The sequence below is a fragment of the Nocardia farcinica genome, from assembly GCF_001182745.1.
In the GTDB taxonomy this organism is placed as follows: domain Bacteria; phylum Actinomycetota; class Actinomycetes; order Mycobacteriales; family Mycobacteriaceae; genus Nocardia; species Nocardia farcinica.
This window is the reverse complement of the sequence record NZ_LN868939.1, coordinates 2,458,358-2,478,025: the sequence shown is the minus strand read 5'-3', so window position 1 is coordinate 2,478,025 and position 19,668 is coordinate 2,458,358. Positions and strand designations below refer to the sequence as shown.

The 19,668-nt window shown below is 70.9% G+C and carries 22 protein-coding genes; 7 read left to right on the top strand and 15 right to left on the bottom strand.

Features of this window, described 5'->3' with window-relative positions; all coding sequences use genetic code 11:
• Nucleotides 1-6: 6 nt before the first annotated feature.
• On the bottom strand, nt 7-537 hold the full coding sequence (locus AMO33_RS28195) for a hypothetical protein (protein WP_060594855.1): 531 nt from the start codon (nt 535-537) through the stop codon (nt 7-9).
• Between the two features lie 228 nt (nt 538-765).
• Here AMO33_RS28195 and AMO33_RS28190 point away from each other — a divergent pair, with 228 nt between their 5' ends.
• Nucleotides 766-1,626 (top strand): helix-turn-helix domain-containing protein, encoded by an 861-nt coding sequence (locus tag AMO33_RS28190; protein WP_060594854.1) that lies wholly within the window; start codon nt 766-768, stop codon nt 1,624-1,626.
• A gap of 12 nt (nt 1,627-1,638) precedes the next feature.
• Here AMO33_RS28190 and AMO33_RS28185 read toward each other — a convergent pair whose 3' ends face one another.
• Both AMO33_RS28185 and AMO33_RS28180 read right to left on the bottom strand, forming a co-directional pair.
• Nucleotides 1,639-2,463, bottom strand: coding sequence for an ABC transporter permease (locus AMO33_RS28185; protein ID WP_060594853.1), 825 nt, complete (start codon nt 2,461-2,463; stop codon nt 1,639-1,641).
• Between the two features lie 3 nt (nt 2,464-2,466).
• Nucleotides 2,467-3,273 (bottom strand): ABC transporter permease, encoded by an 807-nt coding sequence (locus AMO33_RS28180; RefSeq protein WP_060595195.1) that lies wholly within the window; start codon nt 3,271-3,273, stop codon nt 2,467-2,469.
• 243 nt (nt 3,274-3,516) lie between these two features.
• On the opposite strand from AMO33_RS28180, the gene AMO33_RS28175 reads away from it, so the two are divergent.
• From AMO33_RS28175 to AMO33_RS28165, 3 genes are all read left to right on the top strand, one after another.
• On the top strand, nt 3,517-4,011 hold the full coding sequence (locus tag AMO33_RS28175; RefSeq protein WP_011210647.1) for a hypothetical protein: 495 nt from the start codon (nt 3,517-3,519) through the stop codon (nt 4,009-4,011).
• Nucleotides 4,012-4,057: 46 nt separating this feature from the next.
• Nucleotides 4,058-4,564 carry a peroxynitrite isomerase gene (locus AMO33_RS28170; RefSeq protein ID WP_060594852.1) on the top strand — a complete coding sequence of 169 codons (507 nt, stop codon included), beginning with the start codon at nt 4,058-4,060 and terminating at the stop codon, nt 4,562-4,564.
• A 196-nt stretch (nt 4,565-4,760) separates the two neighbouring features.
• Nucleotides 4,761-4,976: a hypothetical protein gene (locus AMO33_RS28165; RefSeq protein WP_060594851.1), complete on the top strand. Its 216-nt coding sequence runs from the start codon at nt 4,761-4,763 to the stop codon at nt 4,974-4,976.
• Between the two features lie 4 nt (nt 4,977-4,980).
• Here the strand turns inward: AMO33_RS28165 and AMO33_RS28160 are convergent, their stop codons facing one another.
• From AMO33_RS28160 to dxr, 5 genes are all read right to left on the bottom strand, one after another.
• Nucleotides 4,981-6,771 carry a penicillin-binding transpeptidase domain-containing protein gene (locus AMO33_RS28160; RefSeq protein ID WP_011210650.1) on the bottom strand — a complete coding sequence of 597 codons (1,791 nt, stop codon included), beginning with the start codon at nt 6,769-6,771 and terminating at the stop codon, nt 4,981-4,983.
• Between the two features lie 73 nt (nt 6,772-6,844).
• Nucleotides 6,845-7,708, bottom strand: a complete 864-nt coding sequence (locus tag AMO33_RS28155) for a GNAT family N-acetyltransferase (protein WP_011210651.1) — start codon at nt 7,706-7,708, stop codon at nt 6,845-6,847.
• 56 nt (nt 7,709-7,764) lie between these two features.
• Nucleotides 7,765-8,922 carry a flavodoxin-dependent (E)-4-hydroxy-3-methylbut-2-enyl-diphosphate synthase gene (ispG, locus tag AMO33_RS28150; RefSeq protein WP_011210652.1) on the bottom strand — a complete coding sequence of 386 codons (1,158 nt, stop codon included), beginning with the start codon at nt 8,920-8,922 and terminating at the stop codon, nt 7,765-7,767.
• Nucleotides 8,923-9,074: 152 nt separating this feature from the next.
• Nucleotides 9,075-10,274 (bottom strand): M50 family metallopeptidase, encoded by a 1,200-nt coding sequence (locus AMO33_RS28145; RefSeq protein ID WP_011210653.1) that lies wholly within the window; start codon nt 10,272-10,274, stop codon nt 9,075-9,077.
• A 148-nt stretch (nt 10,275-10,422) separates the two neighbouring features.
• Nucleotides 10,423-11,580 (bottom strand): 1-deoxy-D-xylulose-5-phosphate reductoisomerase, encoded by a 1,158-nt coding sequence (dxr, locus tag AMO33_RS28140; RefSeq protein ID WP_060594850.1) that lies wholly within the window; start codon nt 11,578-11,580, stop codon nt 10,423-10,425.
• 126 nt (nt 11,581-11,706) lie between these two features.
• Between dxr and AMO33_RS28135 the strand changes: the two genes are divergently transcribed.
• Nucleotides 11,707-11,976, top strand: a complete 270-nt coding sequence (locus AMO33_RS28135; RefSeq protein ID WP_011210655.1) for a DUF2631 domain-containing protein — start codon at nt 11,707-11,709, stop codon at nt 11,974-11,976.
• Between the two features lie 7 nt (nt 11,977-11,983).
• Here AMO33_RS28135 and AMO33_RS28130 read toward each other — a convergent pair whose 3' ends face one another.
• Entirely contained in the window at nt 11,984-12,991 is a 1,008-nt protein-coding gene (locus AMO33_RS28130) for a LysR family transcriptional regulator (RefSeq protein ID WP_060594849.1), read from the bottom strand.
• 62 nt (nt 12,992-13,053) lie between these two features.
• Between AMO33_RS28130 and AMO33_RS28125 the strand changes: the two genes are divergently transcribed.
• Nucleotides 13,054-13,491, top strand: coding sequence for a DUF5997 family protein (locus AMO33_RS28125; protein WP_060594848.1), 438 nt, complete (start codon nt 13,054-13,056; stop codon nt 13,489-13,491).
• A 62-nt stretch (nt 13,492-13,553) separates the two neighbouring features.
• Nucleotides 13,554-14,549: a zinc-binding dehydrogenase gene (locus AMO33_RS28120; RefSeq protein ID WP_060594847.1), complete on the top strand. Its 996-nt coding sequence runs from the start codon at nt 13,554-13,556 to the stop codon at nt 14,547-14,549.
• A 43-nt stretch (nt 14,550-14,592) separates the two neighbouring features.
• Here the strand turns inward: AMO33_RS28120 and rlmN are convergent, their stop codons facing one another.
• From rlmN to tsf, 6 genes are all read right to left on the bottom strand, one after another.
• Complete coding sequence (gene rlmN / locus AMO33_RS28115; RefSeq protein ID WP_011210659.1) at nt 14,593-15,702, bottom strand: 23S rRNA (adenine(2503)-C(2))-methyltransferase RlmN; 1,110 nt, start codon at nt 15,700-15,702, stop codon at nt 14,593-14,595.
• A gap of 50 nt (nt 15,703-15,752) precedes the next feature.
• Nucleotides 15,753-16,070, bottom strand: a complete 318-nt coding sequence (locus tag AMO33_RS28110) for a LapA family protein (protein ID WP_011210660.1) — start codon at nt 16,068-16,070, stop codon at nt 15,753-15,755.
• Nucleotides 16,071-16,137: 67 nt separating this feature from the next.
• Nucleotides 16,138-17,022, bottom strand: coding sequence for a phosphatidate cytidylyltransferase (locus AMO33_RS28105; protein ID WP_011210661.1), 885 nt, complete (start codon nt 17,020-17,022; stop codon nt 16,138-16,140).
• Nucleotides 17,023-17,129: 107 nt separating this feature from the next.
• Entirely contained in the window at nt 17,130-17,687 is a 558-nt protein-coding gene (frr, locus tag AMO33_RS28100) for a ribosome recycling factor (protein WP_011210662.1), read from the bottom strand.
• A gap of 50 nt (nt 17,688-17,737) precedes the next feature.
• Nucleotides 17,738-18,466: a UMP kinase gene (gene pyrH, locus AMO33_RS28095; protein WP_011210663.1), complete on the bottom strand. Its 729-nt coding sequence runs from the start codon at nt 18,464-18,466 to the stop codon at nt 17,738-17,740.
• Between the two features lie 286 nt (nt 18,467-18,752).
• Complete coding sequence (tsf, locus tag AMO33_RS28090; RefSeq protein ID WP_011210664.1) at nt 18,753-19,580, bottom strand: translation elongation factor Ts; 828 nt, start codon at nt 19,578-19,580, stop codon at nt 18,753-18,755.
• Nucleotides 19,581-19,668: the final 88 nt, after the last annotated feature.

The window sequence follows — 19,668 nt, the reverse complement described above, 5'->3', positions numbered from 1 at the left end:
TCCTGTTCAGCGCGCGCCCGCACGCGCGCTCGGGTTGTGGGCGAGGGTGGGCAGTTCACCGGTCTGCAGCAGGGCACGCGCCCGGTAGAGCACCTTGAACGCCACGGCGCCGGTGAGCAGGCCGGGCACCGGCGCGGTGACCCGCAGCGTCACCTCGGTGCCCAGATCGGCGGGGGCTTCGGCGAATTCGATGCGCAGCTGGGCGTCGACGCCGTCGGCGGCCGCGCCGGTGTACCGCAAGCCGTCGGCGTCGGTACTGAGGGTGGTGTGCCAGGTCGCGATCGCCTCGCCGTCGCGGCGCAGCGTCCAGTCGTAGCGGTCCGGTTCCGGGCAGCTCACCGCACCGAACTCGCCGAGCACCTGCGACAGCGAGGCCGGGTCGCGCCAGAACGCGGCGATCCGCTCTCGCGGCGCGGCGACGGTGAGCGTCTGCGCGCTGGTGCGCGAGCCCACCGTTCCGGCGACCTTGCCGACCAGATCGGTCACCTGATCCTTGACGCCGCTCACCTGATCCTTGACCGTGTCGATGTAGTGCACCGCTGCTCCTTCCCGAGTGCCGGCCCCCGCCCGCGTAGCCTCGGCCTACCCGGCCGGGGGACGGGCAAACCACGGGCACCGGACAGGGCATCGGACAACCGTTCACCCGCGGCCCGAAGTCGATGGCGGACAGGTAATCTGCCCGGAACGCGCATCGGCGACGCCGCGCCGGAAGCACGGCGGACCCGGATGCGTCCCGATCGCGCCGGGCGAAAGGAAATCCGTCTCATGGCTGGCAAGCGCACCGTCCTCACGGCCGGGTTGCGCCGCCTCGCGGCGCTGCTGTCGGAGATGCGAGAGAGTGCGGGGCTGAGCAAGGAGGAGGTCAGCGCCCGCACCGGCATCAACGTCACCACGCTCTACCGGATCGAGGCGGCGCAGGCCCGGCCGCAGCGGCGCACCCTCACCGCGCTGCTCGACCTCTACGCCGTCGACGACGAACGCCGCCGCTATGCGCTCGACCTGCTGGTCGACGCGCAAAAGCCGGGCATGTCCCGGCCGTGGGAGGCCAACCTCACCGAGGTGTACGCGGCATACATCAACTTCGAGGCCGAGGCCCTGTCGGCCCGGCACTACCAGACCTCGTTCATCCCCGGCCTGTTGCAGACCCCGCAGTACGCGATGGCCGTCATCGACACCTCCATGCCGAAGGTGGAGGCCGCGGTGATGGAGTCGCGCACCCAGGCCAGGATGAACCGCGCGGTGGTGTTGTCCAAGCCCGAACCGCTGGAGCTGTGGGTGGTGCTGGACGAGGCGGCGATCCGGCGTGTGGTCGGCGGACCCGACACCATGCGCGGCCAGCTGGAGAAGTTGCTCGAGATGAGCAAACTGAAGAACGTGATCCTGCAGATCCTGCCGTTCGACGCCGGGGCGCATCCGGGGATGGCCGGCTCGTTCACGCTGCTGGATTTCCGCGACCCCAACGACCCGGAGCTGGTGTACGTCGAAGGGATCGCCGGGGACGAGCTGGTGGAAGGGCACGCGGAAGTGCGCCGGTTCGGGGTGATCTTCGATCAGCTGCGCGCGATGGCGTTGAGCCCGCGTGATTCGGTGGGGCTGATCGAATCGACCGCCGCGACCATGCGCTGAGGACTCCCGGGGTCACGCGCCGCGACCGGCGCCGGACCGGGCGGCACGGCGATATCCGCGCAGGGCCGGGCCCGCGAACACCGCGAACGCGCCCGCCGACCAGGCCAGTGTCGCCAGCAGCGGGCCGCGCACGGGGCCGCCGAGCGACAGTCCCCGCATCGCGTCGATCGCCTGGGTCAGCGGCTGATGGGCGACGAGCGGGCGCGCCCACGCCGGATACGCCGCGAGCGGCACGAAACCGGTGCTGAAGAACATCAGCAGCGAGGACAGCAGCGACACCGCCTCGACGAAGGCGGTGCGCGTGGTGACCATCGCCGCCGCGAACACCATCGTCGCGAACCCCAGCCCGAACACCAGCGGCACCGCCAGGAACACGACGCCGGCCAGCACCCCCTGCTGGAACCGGAATCCGAGCAGGACACCGACGATCACCATCACCGCGGTCGCCACCAGGATGCGCGCGGCTTCGGCGAGCAGCCGCGCCAGCGGATCGGCGCCGCGGTGTACCGGCAGCACCCAGAACCGGGCGGGCAACCCCGCGTCGCGCTCCCGCCCGAGCGCGACGGCGCCGGCCACCGACCCGGACATCGCCGCGACCAGCGCGACCATCGGCACCGTCCCGTAGAGCGCACTCGCCCCGGCGAACGCCGACACCTGGCGCCCGGTCACCGCGTTCAGCACCATCAGCAGCCCGGCGGGGAACACCACCGTCGCGACCACGATCTGCGGGTCGCGCGCGACGCGCAGCAGCAATCTGCGCGCGTGCAGCACGCTTTGGCCCCCGAGCAGCGCCACGGTCTCGGTGGGGCCGGTGACCACGGGGGGTTCGGTGCGCATCCCTCACCGCCCGCCCCGACTCGCGACGAACACCGCACCCGCGCCGAACACCGCAGCCAGCCCGAGGATCCACGCCACCGCGGGACCCAGCGTCGACCAGCCGATCGTGCCTGCCGCCCCGGTGGCGTCGCCCGCCAGCGCGCGCAACGCGTCGACGAAGGCCGACACCGGTTGGTGTGCCGCGAATCCGGCCAGCCACGGCGGGAAGTGCTCGGCGGGGGCCAATCCGGTGGACACCAGACCGAGGATCAGCTGCGGCAGCGCCAGCAGCTGCGTCGTCGCCTCGGGGCCGGCAGAGAGGCTGCCCAGCAGGTCGGCGCCGAGGCTCAGGACCGCGCCGACGGCGAGCGCGAGCAGCAGGAAGCCCCCGGTCTGCCACCACGGCCCGAAGAACCGCGCGCCGATCACCCCGCCGCACACCAACGCGGCCGCCCCGGCGATGCCGCCGCGGTACAGCGCGGCGGCGAGCCGGGCCGCCGGCGGCACCAGCCGGGGCAGCGGCAGCGTGCGCAGGCGTTCGTCGAGTCCGGCCCTGGCGTCCACCGCGGCCCGGTGCGCCGCCGACACCGCGCAGAACGCGACCGCCTGCATCACGATCATCGGCAGCAGGAACTGCGCGTAGCTGCTCAGCCCGTGCCCGTAGGCCGCCATCACCGCGTTCATCGGCACGTAGAAGCCCAGCGTGAACACCGTCGGGGCGAGCACCGCGGTGAGGACCTCCCCGTTGCGCAGCGAGGGACGCAGCAGCCGGGCGGTGAGCGTCCACCACTGCGCCGCGGCTGACGGGTGCGGCCGCGACGGCAGGACCACTCGGTTGGGCTGCGTCGCACGGTGCGCCGGGCGGCGGCGGTCTCCCGGCAGACGGGTCCGGTCGGTCACGGCGCGCATCCCGAATACACGCGCGGCGCTCGCGCCTGGTTCATCCGCACTGGTCGGGCCGGGTGCCGTTCTCGTCGGCGCACGCGAAAACCGGTCGCGGCGAGCGCATCACGGCGGCGGTGTGACCGACGACGGACGTGACGGGTCGCCGGGGCGTCGGTAGAGTGAGCGCCGATGACCAGCATGGAAGCCCGTCTCGGCGACGCGACCCGGACGGTGCCGCTGCCCGGTCCGTGGGATGTCAACGAGTATCTGGCCAGGGTGGCGGCCCACCGCGGACGATCGATCTCGCTGCGGCCGGTGCCCGCCGAGCTGCTCGCCGGAAACGGCTGCCGCGGCGCGGGGCTGTGGGTGTCGCGCAGATTCGACGACATCATCGTCTACGACGCCGAAGCCACCGACCGCAACGCCGATCACATCATCCTGCACGAAATCGGCCACATGCTGCTCGGGCACGGGCCTGCCGACGACGCGCCGACCGCCGCAGAGCTGCCGCCGGAGCTGGCCGCCCTGGTGCCCGCGGTGCCCGGCCAGCACGTGCTCGGCCGCGCGGAGTTCGGCCAGGACCGCGAGCAGGAGGCGGAGGTGTTCGCCGACATGACGATGGTCTACGCCACCCTGCCGCGGCGCCGCAGCCGAGGGCTGCGGCGATTCGGCCGCCGACGGTGACCCGCGCGGCGGCCTGTGGTGCCGTCCCCGGTGACGCCAGCTATCCTTGTCCGCCGTGGCCGAACCGCAACCGTCCGTAGCCCTGCATCCCGACATCGCCGCGCTCGCGCCGCTGCTGGGCACCTGGCGAGGCGCCGGTCACGGGCAGTACCCGACGATCGAGTCGTTCGACTACCACGAGGAGATCAGCTTCGGCCATCTCGGCCGTCCGTTCCTCACCTACCGTCAGCGCACCCGCGCCGCCGACGGCAGCAGGCCCATGCACGCCGAGACCGGCTACCTGCGCCGCCCGCGCCCCGACCATGTCGAGCTCATCCTGGCGCACCCGACCGGGATCACCGAGATCTGCGAGGGGTCGCTGACGATCGCCGACGGTGAGCTGCGGATGGACTTCGACTCCACCCACATCGGCCGCAGCAGCACGGCGAAACTCGTGACGGCCCTGGGCCGTTCGTTCCGGGTCGCCGGCGACACCATCGAGTACTCGCTGCGCATGGCGGCGGTCGGCGAGCCGCTGACCCACCACCTGGCCGCCACACTGCACCGGGACTGAGCCCAGCCCGCGAGCCCCGGCCGCCGCGTCCTCGCCACCATCCGTTCCGCCGGTGTGCTGCGAACTGCACACGAGCGCGCGGTTGCGGGCTGCGTCACCGGGGTCTTGTCCGGTCCGCCGCGGCGCACTACCGTGTCAATCGGTTTCAGCAAATCGTCAGCAAACCGCCGGGAGTCGCGTAGCGAGGAGTCCGACCATGAAGCTGTCCACCACCGTCCTGGCCACTGCCGGTCTGTTGCTCGGCGGCACGCTCGCCGTGGAACTGCTCGGCGGCAGCGAATCGACCGCCGCGCCCGCCGGCTCGCCGGCCGCCGTGCACAGCTGCGCCGCGGCCGTCCCGGATCCCCAGGCCGCGGGACCGACCCAGCGGTTCGGCTCGGTGGTGGCCGTCGGCCTCACCCCGGCCCGCTGAGCGCTCAGTACTCCGGCGGCAACGCCGCGAACATGTCCCTGGTCACCGCGACCGCGTTGTCGGAGCTGCCACCCTTGACCAGCAACGTGGCGAACGCGATGTCGCCGCGGTATCCCACGAACCAGGAGTGCGAACCGCCCTCCACCTCCGCCTCACCGGTCTTGCCGTAGACCTCGCCCTGGTCGACGATGCGGGTGGCGGTTCCGCCGGTGATCACCTTGCGCATCATCAGCCGCAGGCCCTCGATCACCGCCGGGTCGATCGCCGGGCGCTCGCCGTCCACGATCGTCTCCCGCCCGCCGATCAGCCACGGCACCGGGGCGCTGCCGTTGGCGACCGTCGCCGCCATCAGCGCCATCCCGAACGGGCTGACCACGACCTTGCCCTGCCCGATGCCGTCCTCGCTGCGCTGCACCATGTCCTCGGCGGGCGGCACCGAACCCGAGGTCGTCGGCAGTCCGACCACGGTGTAGTCGGGTCCCACGCCCAGCCCCGCCGCGGTCACGTGCAACGCGTCGGCGGGCAGCTCGCTGGCCAGCTTGGCGAAGGAGGTGTTGCAGGAGCGCTCGTACGCGGTGGCCATCGGCACGCTGCCGACACTGAACATGTTGTAGTTCGGGATGGTCCGCTCGCCGATGACGATCTGGCTCGGGCACGGCACGATGGTGTCCGGGGTCGCCAGCCCTTCGTGCATGGCCGCCGCCGCGGTGACCGTCTTGAAGATCGAGCCGGGCGGATACTGCCCGATGGTGGCCATCGGCCCGTCCCGATCGGCCGCCTCGTTCTGGGCCACCGCCAGGATCGCGCCGGTCGACGGCCGGATCACGACCATCATCGTTTGTTCCTTGGGCACGTCCACCGCACGCTGCGCCGCGTTCTGCACATACCGGTCGATGCTCAGCGCGAACGACGGCGCGGGCTGCGCGGGCACCTCGGTGAGCACATCGGTGTCGACGCCGTTGGCGTTCTGGGTCACCACGCTCCAGCCCGCCTTGCCGTCCACCTCGGCGATCACGGTCTTGCGGATCTGGGTCAGCAGGTCGGGCGCGAAGCCGCGCTCGGTGGACACCATGTCCCACTCCTGGTTGAGCCGCACCCCCGGCAACCCGATGAGCAGGGCACCGACCTCGTTGTATTCGACCTCACTGAGCAGCGCGACGGTGTAGGGCCCGTCGGCGGCGCGGGCCGCGCGCAGGATCGCCTCCGGGGTGAGCTTCTTGTCGAAGCGCAGCAGCGCCGCCGACAGCGCACCGGCCACCTTCGCCGGATCCGGCGCGTCCGCGGGCGAGAACGCCACCCGCGTCACCTCGCCCGGCACCAGCACATCACTGCCGGACTGCTCGTTGACGCGGGCGCGCGGCGCGGGCGTGGTGCGCAGCGCCAACGTCTGGGTGTCGCCGAGGCGAGGGTGGATGTTCGAGGAGGTCCAGCGCACCGTCCAGCGGCCCTCGCTGCGGCCCATCTGCAACTGCCCGGTGTAGCTCCAGACCCGGTTCTTGGGCAGGCGCCACTCGTAGCTGTAGTCGACGGTCGCGGTGTCGCCGGTCACCCTGGCCGCACCCGAGCGGGCGGTCAGCTCCTCGGCCTGCAACTTCTCCCACGCCGAAGCCAAGGCGGCACTTGCCTTCTCGGGCTGGCTGGTGAGCTCCGCGGCGGCGTCGAGTTCACGGGCGGCGAAGGCGGAGAGGAAGGACTCGGCCACCGGAACCGGCCCCTGCGGGCCGGACGAGCAGCCCACCACCGCCGCCGCGACCAACATCGCGACGACGACCGGGATCAGTATGCGCGTCGACATCGCTGCCGATGGTACTGGCCACCGAACGGCAAACTCCTGCGGCGCACCGAATCTCGCGCCCCGGGGCGCGCGTTCAGTCGAGCAGGACGGTGGCGAAGGTCGCCACCTGCCGGAACCCGACCCGGCCGTAGGCGCGGCGGGCGACGGTGTTGAAATCGTTGACGTAGAGGCTGGCCGTGCGGCCGGAGGCGACCACCGCGTTCGCGACCGCCGCCGTGCCCGCCGTGCCGAGCCCGCGCCCGCGCCGGTCCGGATGCACCCAGACCCCCTGGATCTGGCCGGTCCGCCGGGACAGCGACCCGATCTCGGCCTTGTACACCACCCGCCCGTCCTCGAACCGCGCCCAGGCGCGACCGGATTCGATCAGGCTCTGGATCCGCCTGCGATAGGCGCGGCCGCCGTCGCCCGCCCGCGGATCGACACCCACTTCCTCGATGAACATCGCGATCGCGGCCTCGAGGTAGCGGTCGAGTTCGTCGGGGCGGGCCCGGCGCACCTCGGCGTCGGGGTCGTAGAGCGCCGGATGGGCGAGCGCCAGCAGCGGCTGCGTGCCGCGCAGTTCCCGCGGCGGACCCCAGCGCTCGCTCAGCATCTCCCACAGCGGCAAGGCCAGTTCCTGGCGGCCGACCAGGGACGAACACATCCGCGGCCACCGGGCGGCACGGTCGGCGAAGGCGCGCAGTGCCTCGTGGTCGCCGCGCAACGGCACCAGATTCGCCCCGGAGAAGCACAACGACTCCGCCGGGCCCTCCCGGGTCCACAGTTCGCCCTGGGCGCCGCGGGCGTCCAACCCGAACTCCTGCAGCCGCGCGACCACCATGCACGAGGCCACCGGGTCGGTGTCGAGCACCCGCAGAACCTGGGCCAGGTCCCGGTTCGTCAGCGGACGCGCGGCAACATATTTCGCCCGACGCGTCGGCTCCCGCAGACTCCGCACACCGACAGCCTGCCACGAACCGGACCGACGCGGTACAACTCGTGGGAAAGACCAGGTCAGCTCACGGTGACGACCGGCTCGCCGGAGCCGGCCTGCTCGCCCATCTCCTCGGCGATCCGCATCGCCTCTTCGATCAGCGTCTCCACGATCTGGTGCTCGGGCACGGTCTTGATCACCTGGCCCTTGACGAAGATCTGGCCCTTGCCGTTGCCGGAGGCCACGCCCAGATCGGCCTCACGCGCCTCGCCCGGGCCGTTCACCACGCACCCCATCACGGCCACCCGCAGCGGCACCTCCATGCCCTCCAGCCCCGCGGTCACCTCGTTGGCGAGGGTGTAGACATCGACCTGGGCACGGCCGCACGACGGGCAGGACACGATCTCGAGCTTGCGCGGGCGCAAATTCAGCGACTGCAGGATCTGCGTGCCGACCTTGACCTCTTCGACCGGCGGCGCCGACAGCGAGACCCGGATGGTGTCACCGATGCCCTCGCTCAGCAGCGCTCCGAAGGCCACCGCCGACTTGATGGTGCCCTGGAACGCCGGACCCGCCTCGGTGACGCCCAGGTGCAGCGGGTAATCGCACTGCGCGGCCAGCTGCCGGTAGGCCTCCACCATGATCACCGGGTCGTTGTGCTTGACCGAGATCTTGATGTCGCCGAAACCGTGCTCCTCGAACAGGCTCGCCTCCCACAGCGCCGATTCCACCAGCGCCTCCGGGGTGGCCTTGCCGTACTTCTCCAGCATCCGCTTGTCCAGCGATCCGGCGTTCACGCCGATCCGGATCGGAATGCCCGCGGCGCCCGCCGCCTTGGCGACCTCTTTGACCCGGCCGTCGAATTCCTTGATGTTGCCGGGATTCACGCGCACCGCGGCACACCCGGCATCGATCGCGGCGAAGATGTAGCGCGGCTGGAAGTGGATGTCGGCGATGACCGGGATCTGGCTCTTCTTCGCGATCGTCGCCAGCGCGTCGGCGTCTTCCTGACGCGGGCACGCCACCCGCACGATGTCACAGCCGGACGCGGTGAGCTGCGCGATCTGCTGCAGCGTGGCGTTGACGTCGTGGGTCTTGGTGGTGGTCATGGACTGCACGGAGACCGGGTGATCGCTGCCCACGCCGACCGAGCCCACCATCAGCTGGCGGGTCTTGCGGCGGGGGGCGAGAACGGCCGCCGGAGCGGTCGGCATCCCCAATCCGATGGTGCTGGTCACTGTCGGCTGCCTACTTTCCTACGTTCGTGCGGGCCGTTCGCTTCCGAGCTTAGTCACCGGCGGAGCCCGCCTCACCAGGTGAGGTCGAAGCCACAGCACCGCCGTGGCGGCGTCCGCCGGTACGGGCGACAGGGTACTCCGCGCGAGCGAACTCAGGGCGCCAGGCGAATCGGGTTGACGATGTCGGCGGCCAGGGTGAGCACCATGTACGCGCCGCCGATCGCGACCATCGCGTAGGTGAGCGGGAGCAGCTTGAGGTAGTCGACCGGGCCGCCCGGGGCGAGCCCGCGCCAGCCGCGCACGGTGTTGCGCACCTTCTCGTAGAGCACGACGGCGATGTGCCCGCCGTCCAGCGGCAGCAACGGCAGGATGTTGAAGGCGCCGAGGAAGAAGTTCAGGCTGGCCAGCAGGAGCACGAACACCTCCCACAGGCCGGCCTCCACGCTCTCGCCGCCGATGCGGCTGGCGCCGTAGATGCTGACCGGGGTCTCCGGGTCGCGCTCGCCGCCGGTCACGGCCTCCCACAGCGCGGCCACCTTGGCGGGCATCTGGGCCAGCGCCTCGAAGGTGCGCACGAACAAGTCGCCGGTGAACGCGACGGACGCCGGGATCGCCGAGACCGGGCTGTACTCGATGACCGCGGGCGGTGCGTCCAGCGTGATGCCGATCGCGCTGACCTGCGCGGAGGAGCCGTCGGTCGCGTAGCGCAGCACCCGCTGCGGGGTGACCGTCACCTGGACCGTCTGCCCGCCGCGGTCCACGGTGTAGGCGATCGGCCCCTGCTGCTTGCGGGTCTGCTCGGTGAATTCCGCCCAGGTGCTCACCGCGACGCCGTTGACCGCGGTCACCCGATCGCCCGGGCGAAGGCCGCCCTGCTCGGCGGGTCCGGCGCCGGTGCACTGCTGCTGGCTGCGGTCGGGATTCTGGTCCGCGACGCATTGCATCTGGCCGACGACAGGGGCGGGTTCGTCGAGGTTGGGCAGGCCCCAGCCGATCGCGAGCACCACGATCAGCAGGAAGCCGAGCAGGAAGTTCATCACGATGCCGCCGACCATCACGACCAGGCGCTTCCAGGTGGCCTGGCGGTACATGGCCCGGTCCAGTTCCTCGGGCCGCACCTCGTCCAGCGCCGTCATGCCCGCGATGTCGCAGAAGCCGCCGAGCGGAATCGCCTTGAGGCCGTACTCGGTCTCACCCCGGCGGAACGACCACAGCGTCGGCCCGAAACCGATGAAGTAGCGGCGAACCCGCATGCCGGTGGCCTGCGCCGCCCACATGTGCCCGCATTCGTGCAATGCCACCGAGATGAGGATGCCGAGTGCGAACAGCACGAACCCGACGGCGAACACCATTAGCTCTCCAGCCCTCCTGCGTTGCGCAGCTCGTCGACATTCCGCGCACGCGCGCCGTACGGCCGCGAGCACCCGACCACACTATCGGTCCGCTCCCCCGGCCCTCACCCAGTCTGCCAGGGCGGGCCCGGTCGGCGCGCCGATTCCCTCACGCTCCGACGAGTTCGGCGGCCCGACCCCGGGCCCAGCGGTCGGCGGCCAGCACGTCCTCGACCGTCTCCGGTTCGGCGCGCCACCGGTCGGCCGCCTCCACCGCCCGGGCGACCGTGCGCACGATCTCGGGAAAGCGGATCCGCCCGTCCAGGAACGCCTGCACCGCGACCTCGTTGGCGGCGTTGTACACCGCGGTGACGCTGCCGCCCGCCTGCCCGGCCTGCCTGGCCAGCTCGACGGCCGGGAACACCTCGGTGTCGACCGGCTCGAAGGTCCAGGTCGAGGCGGTGCTGAAATCGCAGGCCACGGCCGCGCCGGGCACCCGGTCCGGCCAGCCGAGCGCGAGCGCGATGGGCAGCTTCATGTCCGGCGGGCTGGCCTGGGCCAGCGTCGAGCCGTCCACGAAGGTGACCATCGAGTGCACGATCGACTGCGGGTGCACCGTGACGTCGATGCGGTCGTACGGAATACCGAACAGCAGGTGGGTCTCGATGAGTTCGAGCCCCTTGTTCACCAGCGACGCCGAGTTCAGCGTGTTCATCAGCCCCATCGACCAGGTCGGGTGCGCCTTCGCCGCCTCGGGATTCACCGACTCCAGCATCTGGGCGGTCCAGCCGCGGAAGGGGCCGCCGGAGGCGGTGAGGACCAGCCGGTCCACCTCGTCGGCGCGGCCGCCGCGCAGGCACTGCGCCAGCGCCGAGTGCTCGGAGTCGACCGGCACGATCTGGCCGGGGGCGGCCGCGCGGGTCACCAGCGACCCGCCCGCGACCAGTGATTCCTTGTTGGCCAGGGCGAGCCGGGTGCCCGCTGTCAGCGTCGCGAGGGTGGGTTCCAGGCCGAGCGAACCGACCAGCGCGTTGAGCACCACGTCCGCCTCGGTGCGGCGCACCAGTTCGGTCACGGCGTGCGGCCCGGCCAGCTCGATGTCCAACGCCGCGCCCGCCGCCGGATCGGCCACCGCGACATTGCGGGTGCCGGTGGCGGCCATCTGCTCGGCGAGCAGGGCCGGATTGCCGCCGCGCGCGGCCAACCCGACCACCTCGAACTTGTCGGGGTTGGCCGCGATGACCTCCAGCGCCTGGGTACCAATGGATCCGGTGCTGCCCAGCAGCAGGACTCTCACGATGTCGGACACCCCGTCATTGTGGCGCATGCCCGGACACCGCGACGGCGGGCGCACGGCCGGGGCCGACTTCCAACGACGCGGCGTCGTATGTCACGATATGCGGCAGCAAGCCGACTGCGTACCGTCCCTTCGGTACCCGACAAAGGAGCGATCGTGGCCGCCACGGACATCGAACCCGCCCACACCGAGCGCGCCGTCGTCACTCACGTGGACACCGCCGAGGTCCCCTCGGCCGAATGGGGCTGGAGCGGCGAGGCGCCCCGCACCTTCAAGGCCGCGGGCATCATCGTCGCGCTGATCCTGCTGGCGATGATCATCGGCAACCACCACGGCAACATCGAGAACATCTTCCTGGTCGGCTTCGCCCTGGCGATCTTCGCGATCATCGGTTACGACTGGATCTACCGCCGCAAGCCGCGCTAGTCGCCGCTCAGCGGCCCCGCCGCCCGGCGCTTCCGCGCCGGGCACCCGCGCGCGGCGACGCGGCCTTCTCGGCGCCCGTCGCCGCACTCTTCTTTCCCGCACCCTTCTTCCCCGTGGCCTTTTTTCCCGCGGCCTGTTTGCCCGTGGCCTGTTTTCCCGCGGCCTGTTTTCCCGTGGATTTCGCGTTCGCTGCCGGTCCCGAGGGTCCGCGTGAACTCCGGGCCGATCGTCCGCGCACCACGCCGATGAACTCCTCCACCAGCACGGTGGTCCGCTCGCTCGGCCAGGCCAGCGCGATCTCGGTGTCGGGATGATCGGTCACGGTCCGATACACCAGGTCACGGCGCGCGTGCAGCCGGGCGATGGAATGCGGCACGATGGCGGGCCCGACACCGGCGGCGACCATCTCGAGCACGACCGCGGCCTGGTCGATGTCCGCGGCGTCCTGGAGCCGCTCGCCCGCCAGATCCGCCACGCTCACCTCGTCGAACAGCGAGATCTCGTGCTCCTTCGGCACGACCACCACCGGCAGCTCACGATAGAGCGGGATCACGCCGAGCCCGTCACGCTCGATCGGCTGGCGCACGAAGCACATGTCGACCCGGCCGTCGTCGAGCGCCCCGCGCTGTTCGGCGGCGGCGATCGGCACGGTCTCGAGCGGGGTGTCCGGGAACCGCTCGCCCCAGATCCGCTCCCACTTCGACACCGTCACACCCGGCACGAAGCCCACCCGCAACCGTTCCGGCGTGCGGGCCGCCGGCTCGGATTCCGCTGGCGTGGACAGGATTTCGCGGGCGGCCCGAAGCAGGTCCGCGCCGTCCTCGGTCAACTGCGTGGGCTGTGCCCCGGGCACGAACAGCCGCACCCCGAGTTCGTTCTCCAGCTCGATGACGGTGGCGCTGAGCCGTTGCCGCGCGATCCCGAGCGTCTTGGCCGCGCGCGTGAAGTGCAGCTGTTCGGCGACCTCCGCGAACCAGCGCAAGCGGGTGGGATCGATCGAGGCGTACCGGCTCATTCCAGCCAGCGTATTGCACGGGCGGCGCGGGAGCGGCCCCCGCCGCCCGCTAGGCTGTTGCGGTGAGTCCGGAGCAGAAATCGCAGATGATGAAGCCGCTGACGGCGGCGAACAAGCTCGGCATCTACCTTCCGGCCGCGCCCGAGGAGTTCCGCAACTCCCCCATTTCGCGGGCCGAGCTGGAACGGCTGCGCACCGATCCCCCGGCCTGGCTCACCGAACTGCGCCGCACCGGCCCGTTCCCGCGCGACGTCACCGCCCGCAAGCTCGGCGTCTCCAACAGTGGCCTGGCCCGCGCCGAGGTCTCCGACGCCCTCACCGCCGACGAGATCGCCGCGCTGCTGGCCGATCCGCCGGAATGGCTGATCCGGGAGCGCGAGAACTACGCGCAGGTGCAGCGCGAGAACGAGCGCATCAAGGCCAAGCGGGCCGAGCACCGCGCGGCCACCAACCGCCCGGCCAAGAACCGCTTCGGCACCGCGCCGGAACGCCGATCTTGACCTGAACCTCGCTCGAGGTTACAGGCTGGTGGTGTCACCGACCCCGATCCCGAGAAGACACCATGCGTGCCGTGCAGGCAACCCGATTCGGCGGACCCGAGGTGCTCGCCGTCCGCGAGCTACCCGATCCCGTACCCGCGACCGGCGAGGTTTTGATCGAGGTCGCGGCGGCCGACGTGATGTTCCTCGACACCCGGTTGCGGTCCGGCTGGGGCACCGATTTCTTCCCGGTACGGCCGCCCTATGTCCCCGGCGGCGGCGTCGGTGGCACCGTGCGGGCCGTCGGTCCCGGGGTGGACACCGCGTGGCTGGGCGCGCGGGTGGTCGGGCCGACCGCGGCCAGCGGTATCGGTGGCGGGGTGCCGACCGGCGGCTACGCCGAGCGTGCGCTCGTCACGGAGCAGACCCTGCTCGCGGTGCCGGCGGGCCTGGACATCGACCGGGCGGTCGCGCTCGTCCACGACGGCCGCACCGCCCTGGCCGCGTTCGATCGCGCCACCGTACAGCCCGGTGACCTGGTGCTCGTCACCGCGGCGGCGGGCGGTCTCGGCACCCTGCTGACCCAGCTGGCACATCGGGCGGGGGCGAAGGTGGTGGCGGCGGCGCGCGGCGCGGCCAAACTCGAGCTCGCCCACCGCCTCGGCGCCCACCTGAGCATCGACTACAGCGAACCCGACTGGGCCGAGCACGCCCGCGCCGCCACCGGTGGCTCCGGCTTCCACGTGGTGTTCGACGGGGTGGGCGGCGCGCTCGGCGATGGCGCCCTGGCCGTCACCGCCGACGGCGGCCGGTTCCTCGGCTACGGCTCCGCCTCCGGCGAGTTCGCCGGCGCGCACGCCGCGGCCGCCCGCGCCCGCGGTGTCGAGGTCGTCGGCCTGTTCGATCTGCAGGCTGGCAAACCCGACTGGCGTGCGCTCGGCGCCGAGGCCCTCCGGATGGCCGCCGAAGGACACCTGGAAGTCGTTGTCGGCCAGACCTTTCCGTTGGATCAGGCGGCCGGCGCGCACGCCGCGATCGAGACCAGGACCGCGGTGGGTCGAACCGTGCTGATTCCCTGACCCCGCGGCGGCTGCCCTGACCCGGCGGTGGCGCGTCGTCGGGTCAGTTCTCGGCGGCGAGCTGTCCGCACGCCGCGGCGATCTCCTGGCCGCGCGTGTCGCGCACCGTGCACGGCACGCCCTGCTCGTTGACACGGCGCACGAATTCCCGCTCGACCGGCTTCGGGCTGGCATCCCACTTGCTGCCCGGAGTCGGGTTGAGCGGGATCACGTTGACGTGCACCCGCGAGCCCAGCGCCTTGTGCAGCTTCGCACCGAGCATGTCGGCGCGCCAGGGCTGATCGTTGATGTCGCGGATGAGCGCGTACTCGACCGACACCCGGCGGCCGGTCGTGTCGGCGTAGTAGCGGGCGGCGTCGAGCACCTCGGCGACGGGCCAGCGGTTGTTCACCGGCACCAGGGTGTCGCGCAGCTCGTCGTCGGGGGTGTGCAGGGAGACCGCGAGGGTGACCGAGAGCCCCTCGTCGGCCAGCTTGCGGATGGCGGGGGCCAAGCCGACGGTGGAGACGACGACGTTGCGCTGGGAGATGCCGAGCCCGTCGGGAGCGGGTGCGGTGATGCGGCGCACCGCGGCGACCACGCGCTTGTAGTTCGCCAGCGGCTCGCCCATGCCCATGAACACGATGTTGGACAGCCGGCCCGGCCCGCCCGCGACCGCACCGTCGCGCAGGGCGGCCGCGGCCGCGCGCACCTGGTCGACGATCTCGGCGGTGGACAGGTTGCGGTTCAGCCCACCCTGACCGGTGGCACAGAAGGGGCAGGCCATGCCGCAGCCGGCCTGGCTGGAGATGCACAGGGTGTTGCGGTCGGCGTAGCGCATGAGCACGCTCTCCAGCAACGTGCCGTCACCGGCCCGCCACAGCGTCTTGCGGGTGCGGCCGTCGTCGCAGGCCACGTGCTTGACCACGTCCAGCAGGCGCGGGAACAGCGCCGCGCCGATCTGCTCGCGGACCGGGGCAGGCAGATCGGTCATCCGCGCCGGATCGGCCTCCAGCCGCCCGTAGTACTGGCGGGCGATCTGGTCGGCCCGGAATTTCGGCAGCCCGAGCTCGGCGACCGCCGCGCGCCGCTGCTCGGCATCGAGGTCGGCGAGGTGCCGGGGCGGCATGCCACGGCGCGGAGCGTCGAAAACCAGGGGGAGGGAGACCGTCATAGTGCTTCCAGTGTCCCATCTCCGCCCGGGTGCCGTGCAGCCGCCCGGAATCAGTGCTTGGCGGCGCGCCGCAACTGGAGAATCCGCACGCCGCCGACCAGCGCCATCACCAGCGCGCCGCCGATCACCGACAGCAGCACCGCCACCCCGAGCGGGAGGTTGAACTCCCAGAAGAACAGCTGCACCTCGACGGTGTCGAGATTCTGCAGGATGAAGATCAACAGCACGACCAGGATCAGCGTGCCCGCCACCAACCCGACCCAGGTGTAGCCGGTCTTGGAGGAGATGGAGCGCGTGGTGGTCTCCCCGACGACGGGCGGCACATCCCGCCCGCTCGCGTCGGGATCGTATTCGGGATTCGCGGCCATGGCTCGATCATGGCCGATCGCCGCACCGGCCGCCGGGATTTCCCCGGATGTCGCGGCCCCGCGCCGCTCAGATCAGGGTGCTGAGCACCAGCCACGCGACGAACGCCGAGGGCAGCATCGAGTCGAGCCGGTCCATGATGCCGCCGTGGCCGGGCAGCAGCGTGCCCATGTCCTTGATGCCGAGTTCCCGCTTGATCTGGGATTCGATGAGGTCGCCCACGGTGGCCACCAGCACCAGGCCGACGCCCAGCACCACGCCGATCATCGAATTCGCCTGCAACAGCAGGGTGACGGTCAGCAGGCCGCCGATGACGCTGAACACCAGCGACCCACAGAAGCCCTCCCAGGACTTCTTCGGGCTGATCGAGGGCACCATCGGATGCCTGCCGAACAGCACGCCGGCGACGTATCCACCGACGTCGGAGCAGACCACCAGGATCATGAAGGTCAGCACCCGCAGGTTGCCGTCCTCCTCGAGCAGCAGCAGCGTCGCGAAGGCGGCCAGCAGCGGGATCCAGGCGAGGGTGAAGACCGTGATGGCGGTGTCGCGCAGGAAGTTCCGTGGCGCGGTGCGCAGCCCGTGGTCGAACAGTCGCCACACCATGCAGCTCAGCGCGGTCGCGGCGAAAGCGGCCACCACGCCCTCCGCGCCGAAGGGCCAGCCCGCCCAGAACACGGCCTGCCCGCCGACGATCAGCGGAATGCGCGGCACCAGGACGTCGGCCTCACGCAGCCGCTTGGCCACCTCCCAGGTCGCGACACCGATCCCGGTGGCCGCGAACGGGATGAAGACCAGCGGCGCGAACAGCAGAATCGCGATGAGCGAGAGCCCGAGACCGAAGCCGACGGCGAGCGCGGCGGGCAGGTCACGGCCCGCCCGGGATTTGGTGGCCGCGGGCGCGGGATCGCCCTGGTGCGCGTGGATCGTTTCAGGTGTGCCGTTCGCCGGCATCGGCTCGTCGGCCGCACCTTCGGCGGCGGCTTTCTCGGCCACGATTGTCCCGTCGCTCACTCGTCGTTCCGTTCGTCCCCCGCCCGGGCGGGCCCTCGGATCTGGCCTCAGACCTCGAGGAGTTCGGCTTCCTTGTGCTTGACCAGTTCGTCGATCTGGCTCACGTATTTGGCGGTGGTCTTGTCGAGTTCCTTCTCGGCGCGCCCGACCTCGTCCTCGCCCGCCTCGCCATCCTTCTGGATGCGGGCCAGCTCGTCCATCGCCTTGCGACGGACATTGCGGATGGCGACCTTCGCGTCCTCGCCCTTGCCCTTGGCCTGCTTGACCAGCTCGCGGCGACGCTCCTCGGTGAGCTGCGGGATGGTGATGCGCAGGATGTCACCGTTGTTGGTGGGATTCACGCCGAGATCGGAGTTGCGGATCGCGGTCTCGATCGCGCCGAGCTGCCCCGCCTCGTACGGCTTGATCACCACCATCCGCGGTTCGGGCACGGTGATGCTGGACATCTGGGTGACCGGCGTGGGCGATCCGTAGTAGTCCACGACCACCCGGGCGAACATGCCCGGATTCGCGCGGCCGGTCCGGATGGTCCCGAGATCGTCCTTCGCCACCGAGACGGCCTTCTCCATCTTCTCCTCGGCGTCGAAGAGCGCTTCTTCAATCACGACCATTTCCTCCACAGCGTCGTCATCGTCATGATCCGCAAGTCGCGGGCTCAGGAACGAACCAATGTGCCGATCTTCTCACCGGCGACCGCTCGGGCGATATTGCCCTTCGTCAACAAATTGAACACCAGGATGGGCATCTGGTTGTCCATACACAGACTGAAGGCCGTCGCATCGGCGACCTTGAGGCCGCGCTCGATCACCTCTTTGTGGGTGATCTCGGTGTACATCGTGGCGGTCTGCACCACGCGCGGATCGGCGTCGAACACACCGTCCACCGCCTTGGCCATCAGCACCACGTCGGCCCCGATCTCGAGGGCGCGCTGCGCGGCGGTGGTGTCGGTGGAGAAGTACGGCATGCCCATGCCCGCGCCGAAGATCACCACGCGGCCCTTCTCCAGGTGCCGCTTGGCGCGCAACGGCAGATACGGCTCGGCCACCTGACCCATCGTGATGGCCGTCTGCACCCGGGTGTCCACCCCTTGCTTCTGCAGGAAGTCTTGCAGCGCAAGGCTGTTCATGACGGTGCCGAGCATGCCCATGTAGTCCGAGCGGGCCCGCTCCATACCGCGTTCCTCGAGTTCGGCGCCGCGGAAGAAGTTGCCGCCGCCGATCACCACGGCCACCTGCACCCCGCCGGCGACCACCTCGGCGATCTGCTCGGCGACCGTTTCGACGACGTCGGGATCGAGTCCGACCTTGCCGCCGCCGAACATTTCACCACCCAGTTTGAGAAGTACCCGGCGATATCCTGGACGGTCGGTACCCGGGTCCGTCATCGGTGCTCTTCTCCTTCGGTGATCGGGGTCTGCCCACCTGGTGTGAGCCATCGGTCGGTGACCTTCCGGCAGGCTCGCAAGCCGCCCAACAAAGCCTCCTCATCCTGCCTTACCCGAGTGACCGCGATGCGTCAGACCCCCGGAAAAGGCGGCAATTCTCCGCCGTACGGCGCGATATGTCCGATCCGCGCCCCGGAATATCGATCGCGTGATTCGGCACCCGGACAAAGCAACAGGCCCCCCGCACGACGCCGTTGTCACGCGGGGGGCCTGCCTGAGCTCGGGGTCAGGCCTGGCCGACCTCGAAGCGGGCGAAGCGGGTGACGGTGACACCGGCCTCGTCCAGCTGCTGCTTGACGGTCTTCTTGTTGTCGGTCACCGACGGCTGCTCCAGCAGGACGACGTCCTTGAAGAAGCCGTTGACGCGGCCCTCGGTGATCTTGGGCAGGGCGGCCTCGGGCTTGCCCTCCTCCCGAGCGGTCTGCTCGGCGATGCGGCGCTCGTTCTCCACGATGTCGGCGGGGACCTCGTCGCGGGTCACGTACTTGGCCTTGAGCGCGGCGACCTGCATGGCGGCGGCACGGGCGGCCTCGGCCGCGGCGTCGCCCGCACCCTGGTACTCCACCAGCACGCCGACGGCGGGCGGCAGGTCGGAGGCACGCTTGTGCAGGTAGGTGGCGACCGGGCCGTCGAGCGACACCACGCGGCGCAGCTCGAGCTTCTCGCCGATCTTGGCGGCCAGCTCCTGCAGGGCGGCGTCGGCGGTACGGCCGTCGCCCAGGTCCAGCGCCTTGAGGCTGTCCAGGTCGGCGGTCTTGGCGGCCGCGGCGGCGGTGACGATCTGGTTCGCGAGCGCCTGGAACTCGTCGTTCTTGGCGACGAAGTCGGTCTCGGAGTTGATCTCGATCATCACGCCGTCCTTGGCGGCGACCAGGCCCTCGGCGGTGGTGCGCTCGGCGCGCTTGCCCACGTCCTTGGCGCCCTTGATGCGCAGCAGCTCGACGGCCTTGTCGAAGTCGCCGTCGGTCTCGGCCAGCGCGTTCTTGCAGTCCATCATTCCGGAGCCGGTGAGCTCGCGGAGCCGCTTCACATCGGCAGCGGTGTAGTTCGCCATCGGTGGCGAGCCTCCTCAGTGTCTAGGTCGGGGTGGGAAAACCACCTTGCCGACCGCTCCTGAACGCAGAAGGGTCGGCAAGGTGAAC

Excerpts from the sequence above, each read along its gene's own strand:
- dxr (WP_060594850.1), bottom strand. The coding sequence starts at position 11,580 with ATGCGCCACAATGACGGGGTGTCCGACATCGTGAGAGTCCTGCTGCTG.
- AMO33_RS28145 (WP_011210653.1), bottom strand. The coding sequence starts at position 10,274 with ATGGTGTTCGCCGTCGGGTTCGTGCTGTTCGCACTCGGCATCCTCATC.
- AMO33_RS28175 (WP_011210647.1), top strand. The coding sequence starts at position 3,517 with ATGACCAGCATGGAAGCCCGTCTCGGCGACGCGACCCGGACGGTGCCG.
- AMO33_RS28190 (WP_060594854.1), top strand. The coding sequence starts at position 766 with ATGGCTGGCAAGCGCACCGTCCTCACGGCCGGGTTGCGCCGCCTCGCG.
- tsf (WP_011210664.1), bottom strand. The coding sequence starts at position 19,580 with ATGGCGAACTACACCGCTGCCGATGTGAAGCGGCTCCGCGAGCTCACC.
- AMO33_RS28165 (WP_060594851.1), top strand. The coding sequence starts at position 4,761 with ATGAAGCTGTCCACCACCGTCCTGGCCACTGCCGGTCTGTTGCTCGGC.
- AMO33_RS28120 (WP_060594847.1), top strand. The coding sequence starts at position 13,554 with ATGCGTGCCGTGCAGGCAACCCGATTCGGCGGACCCGAGGTGCTCGCC.
- AMO33_RS28130 (WP_060594849.1), bottom strand. The coding sequence starts at position 12,991 with ATGAGCCGGTACGCCTCGATCGATCCCACCCGCTTGCGCTGGTTCGCG.
- pyrH (WP_011210663.1), bottom strand. The coding sequence starts at position 18,466 with ATGACGGACCCGGGTACCGACCGTCCAGGATATCGCCGGGTACTTCTC.
- AMO33_RS28160 (WP_011210650.1), bottom strand. The coding sequence starts at position 6,771 with ATGTCGACGCGCATACTGATCCCGGTCGTCGTCGCGATGTTGGTCGCG.
- AMO33_RS28185 (WP_060594853.1), bottom strand. The coding sequence starts at position 2,463 with ATGCGCACCGAACCCCCCGTGGTCACCGGCCCCACCGAGACCGTGGCG.
- AMO33_RS28105 (WP_011210661.1), bottom strand. The coding sequence starts at position 17,022 with ATGCCGGCGAACGGCACACCTGAAACGATCCACGCGCACCAGGGCGAT.
- rlmN (WP_011210659.1), bottom strand. The coding sequence starts at position 15,702 with ATGACGGTCTCCCTCCCCCTGGTTTTCGACGCTCCGCGCCGTGGCATG.
- AMO33_RS28110 (WP_011210660.1), bottom strand. The coding sequence starts at position 16,070 with ATGGCCGCGAATCCCGAATACGATCCCGACGCGAGCGGGCGGGATGTG.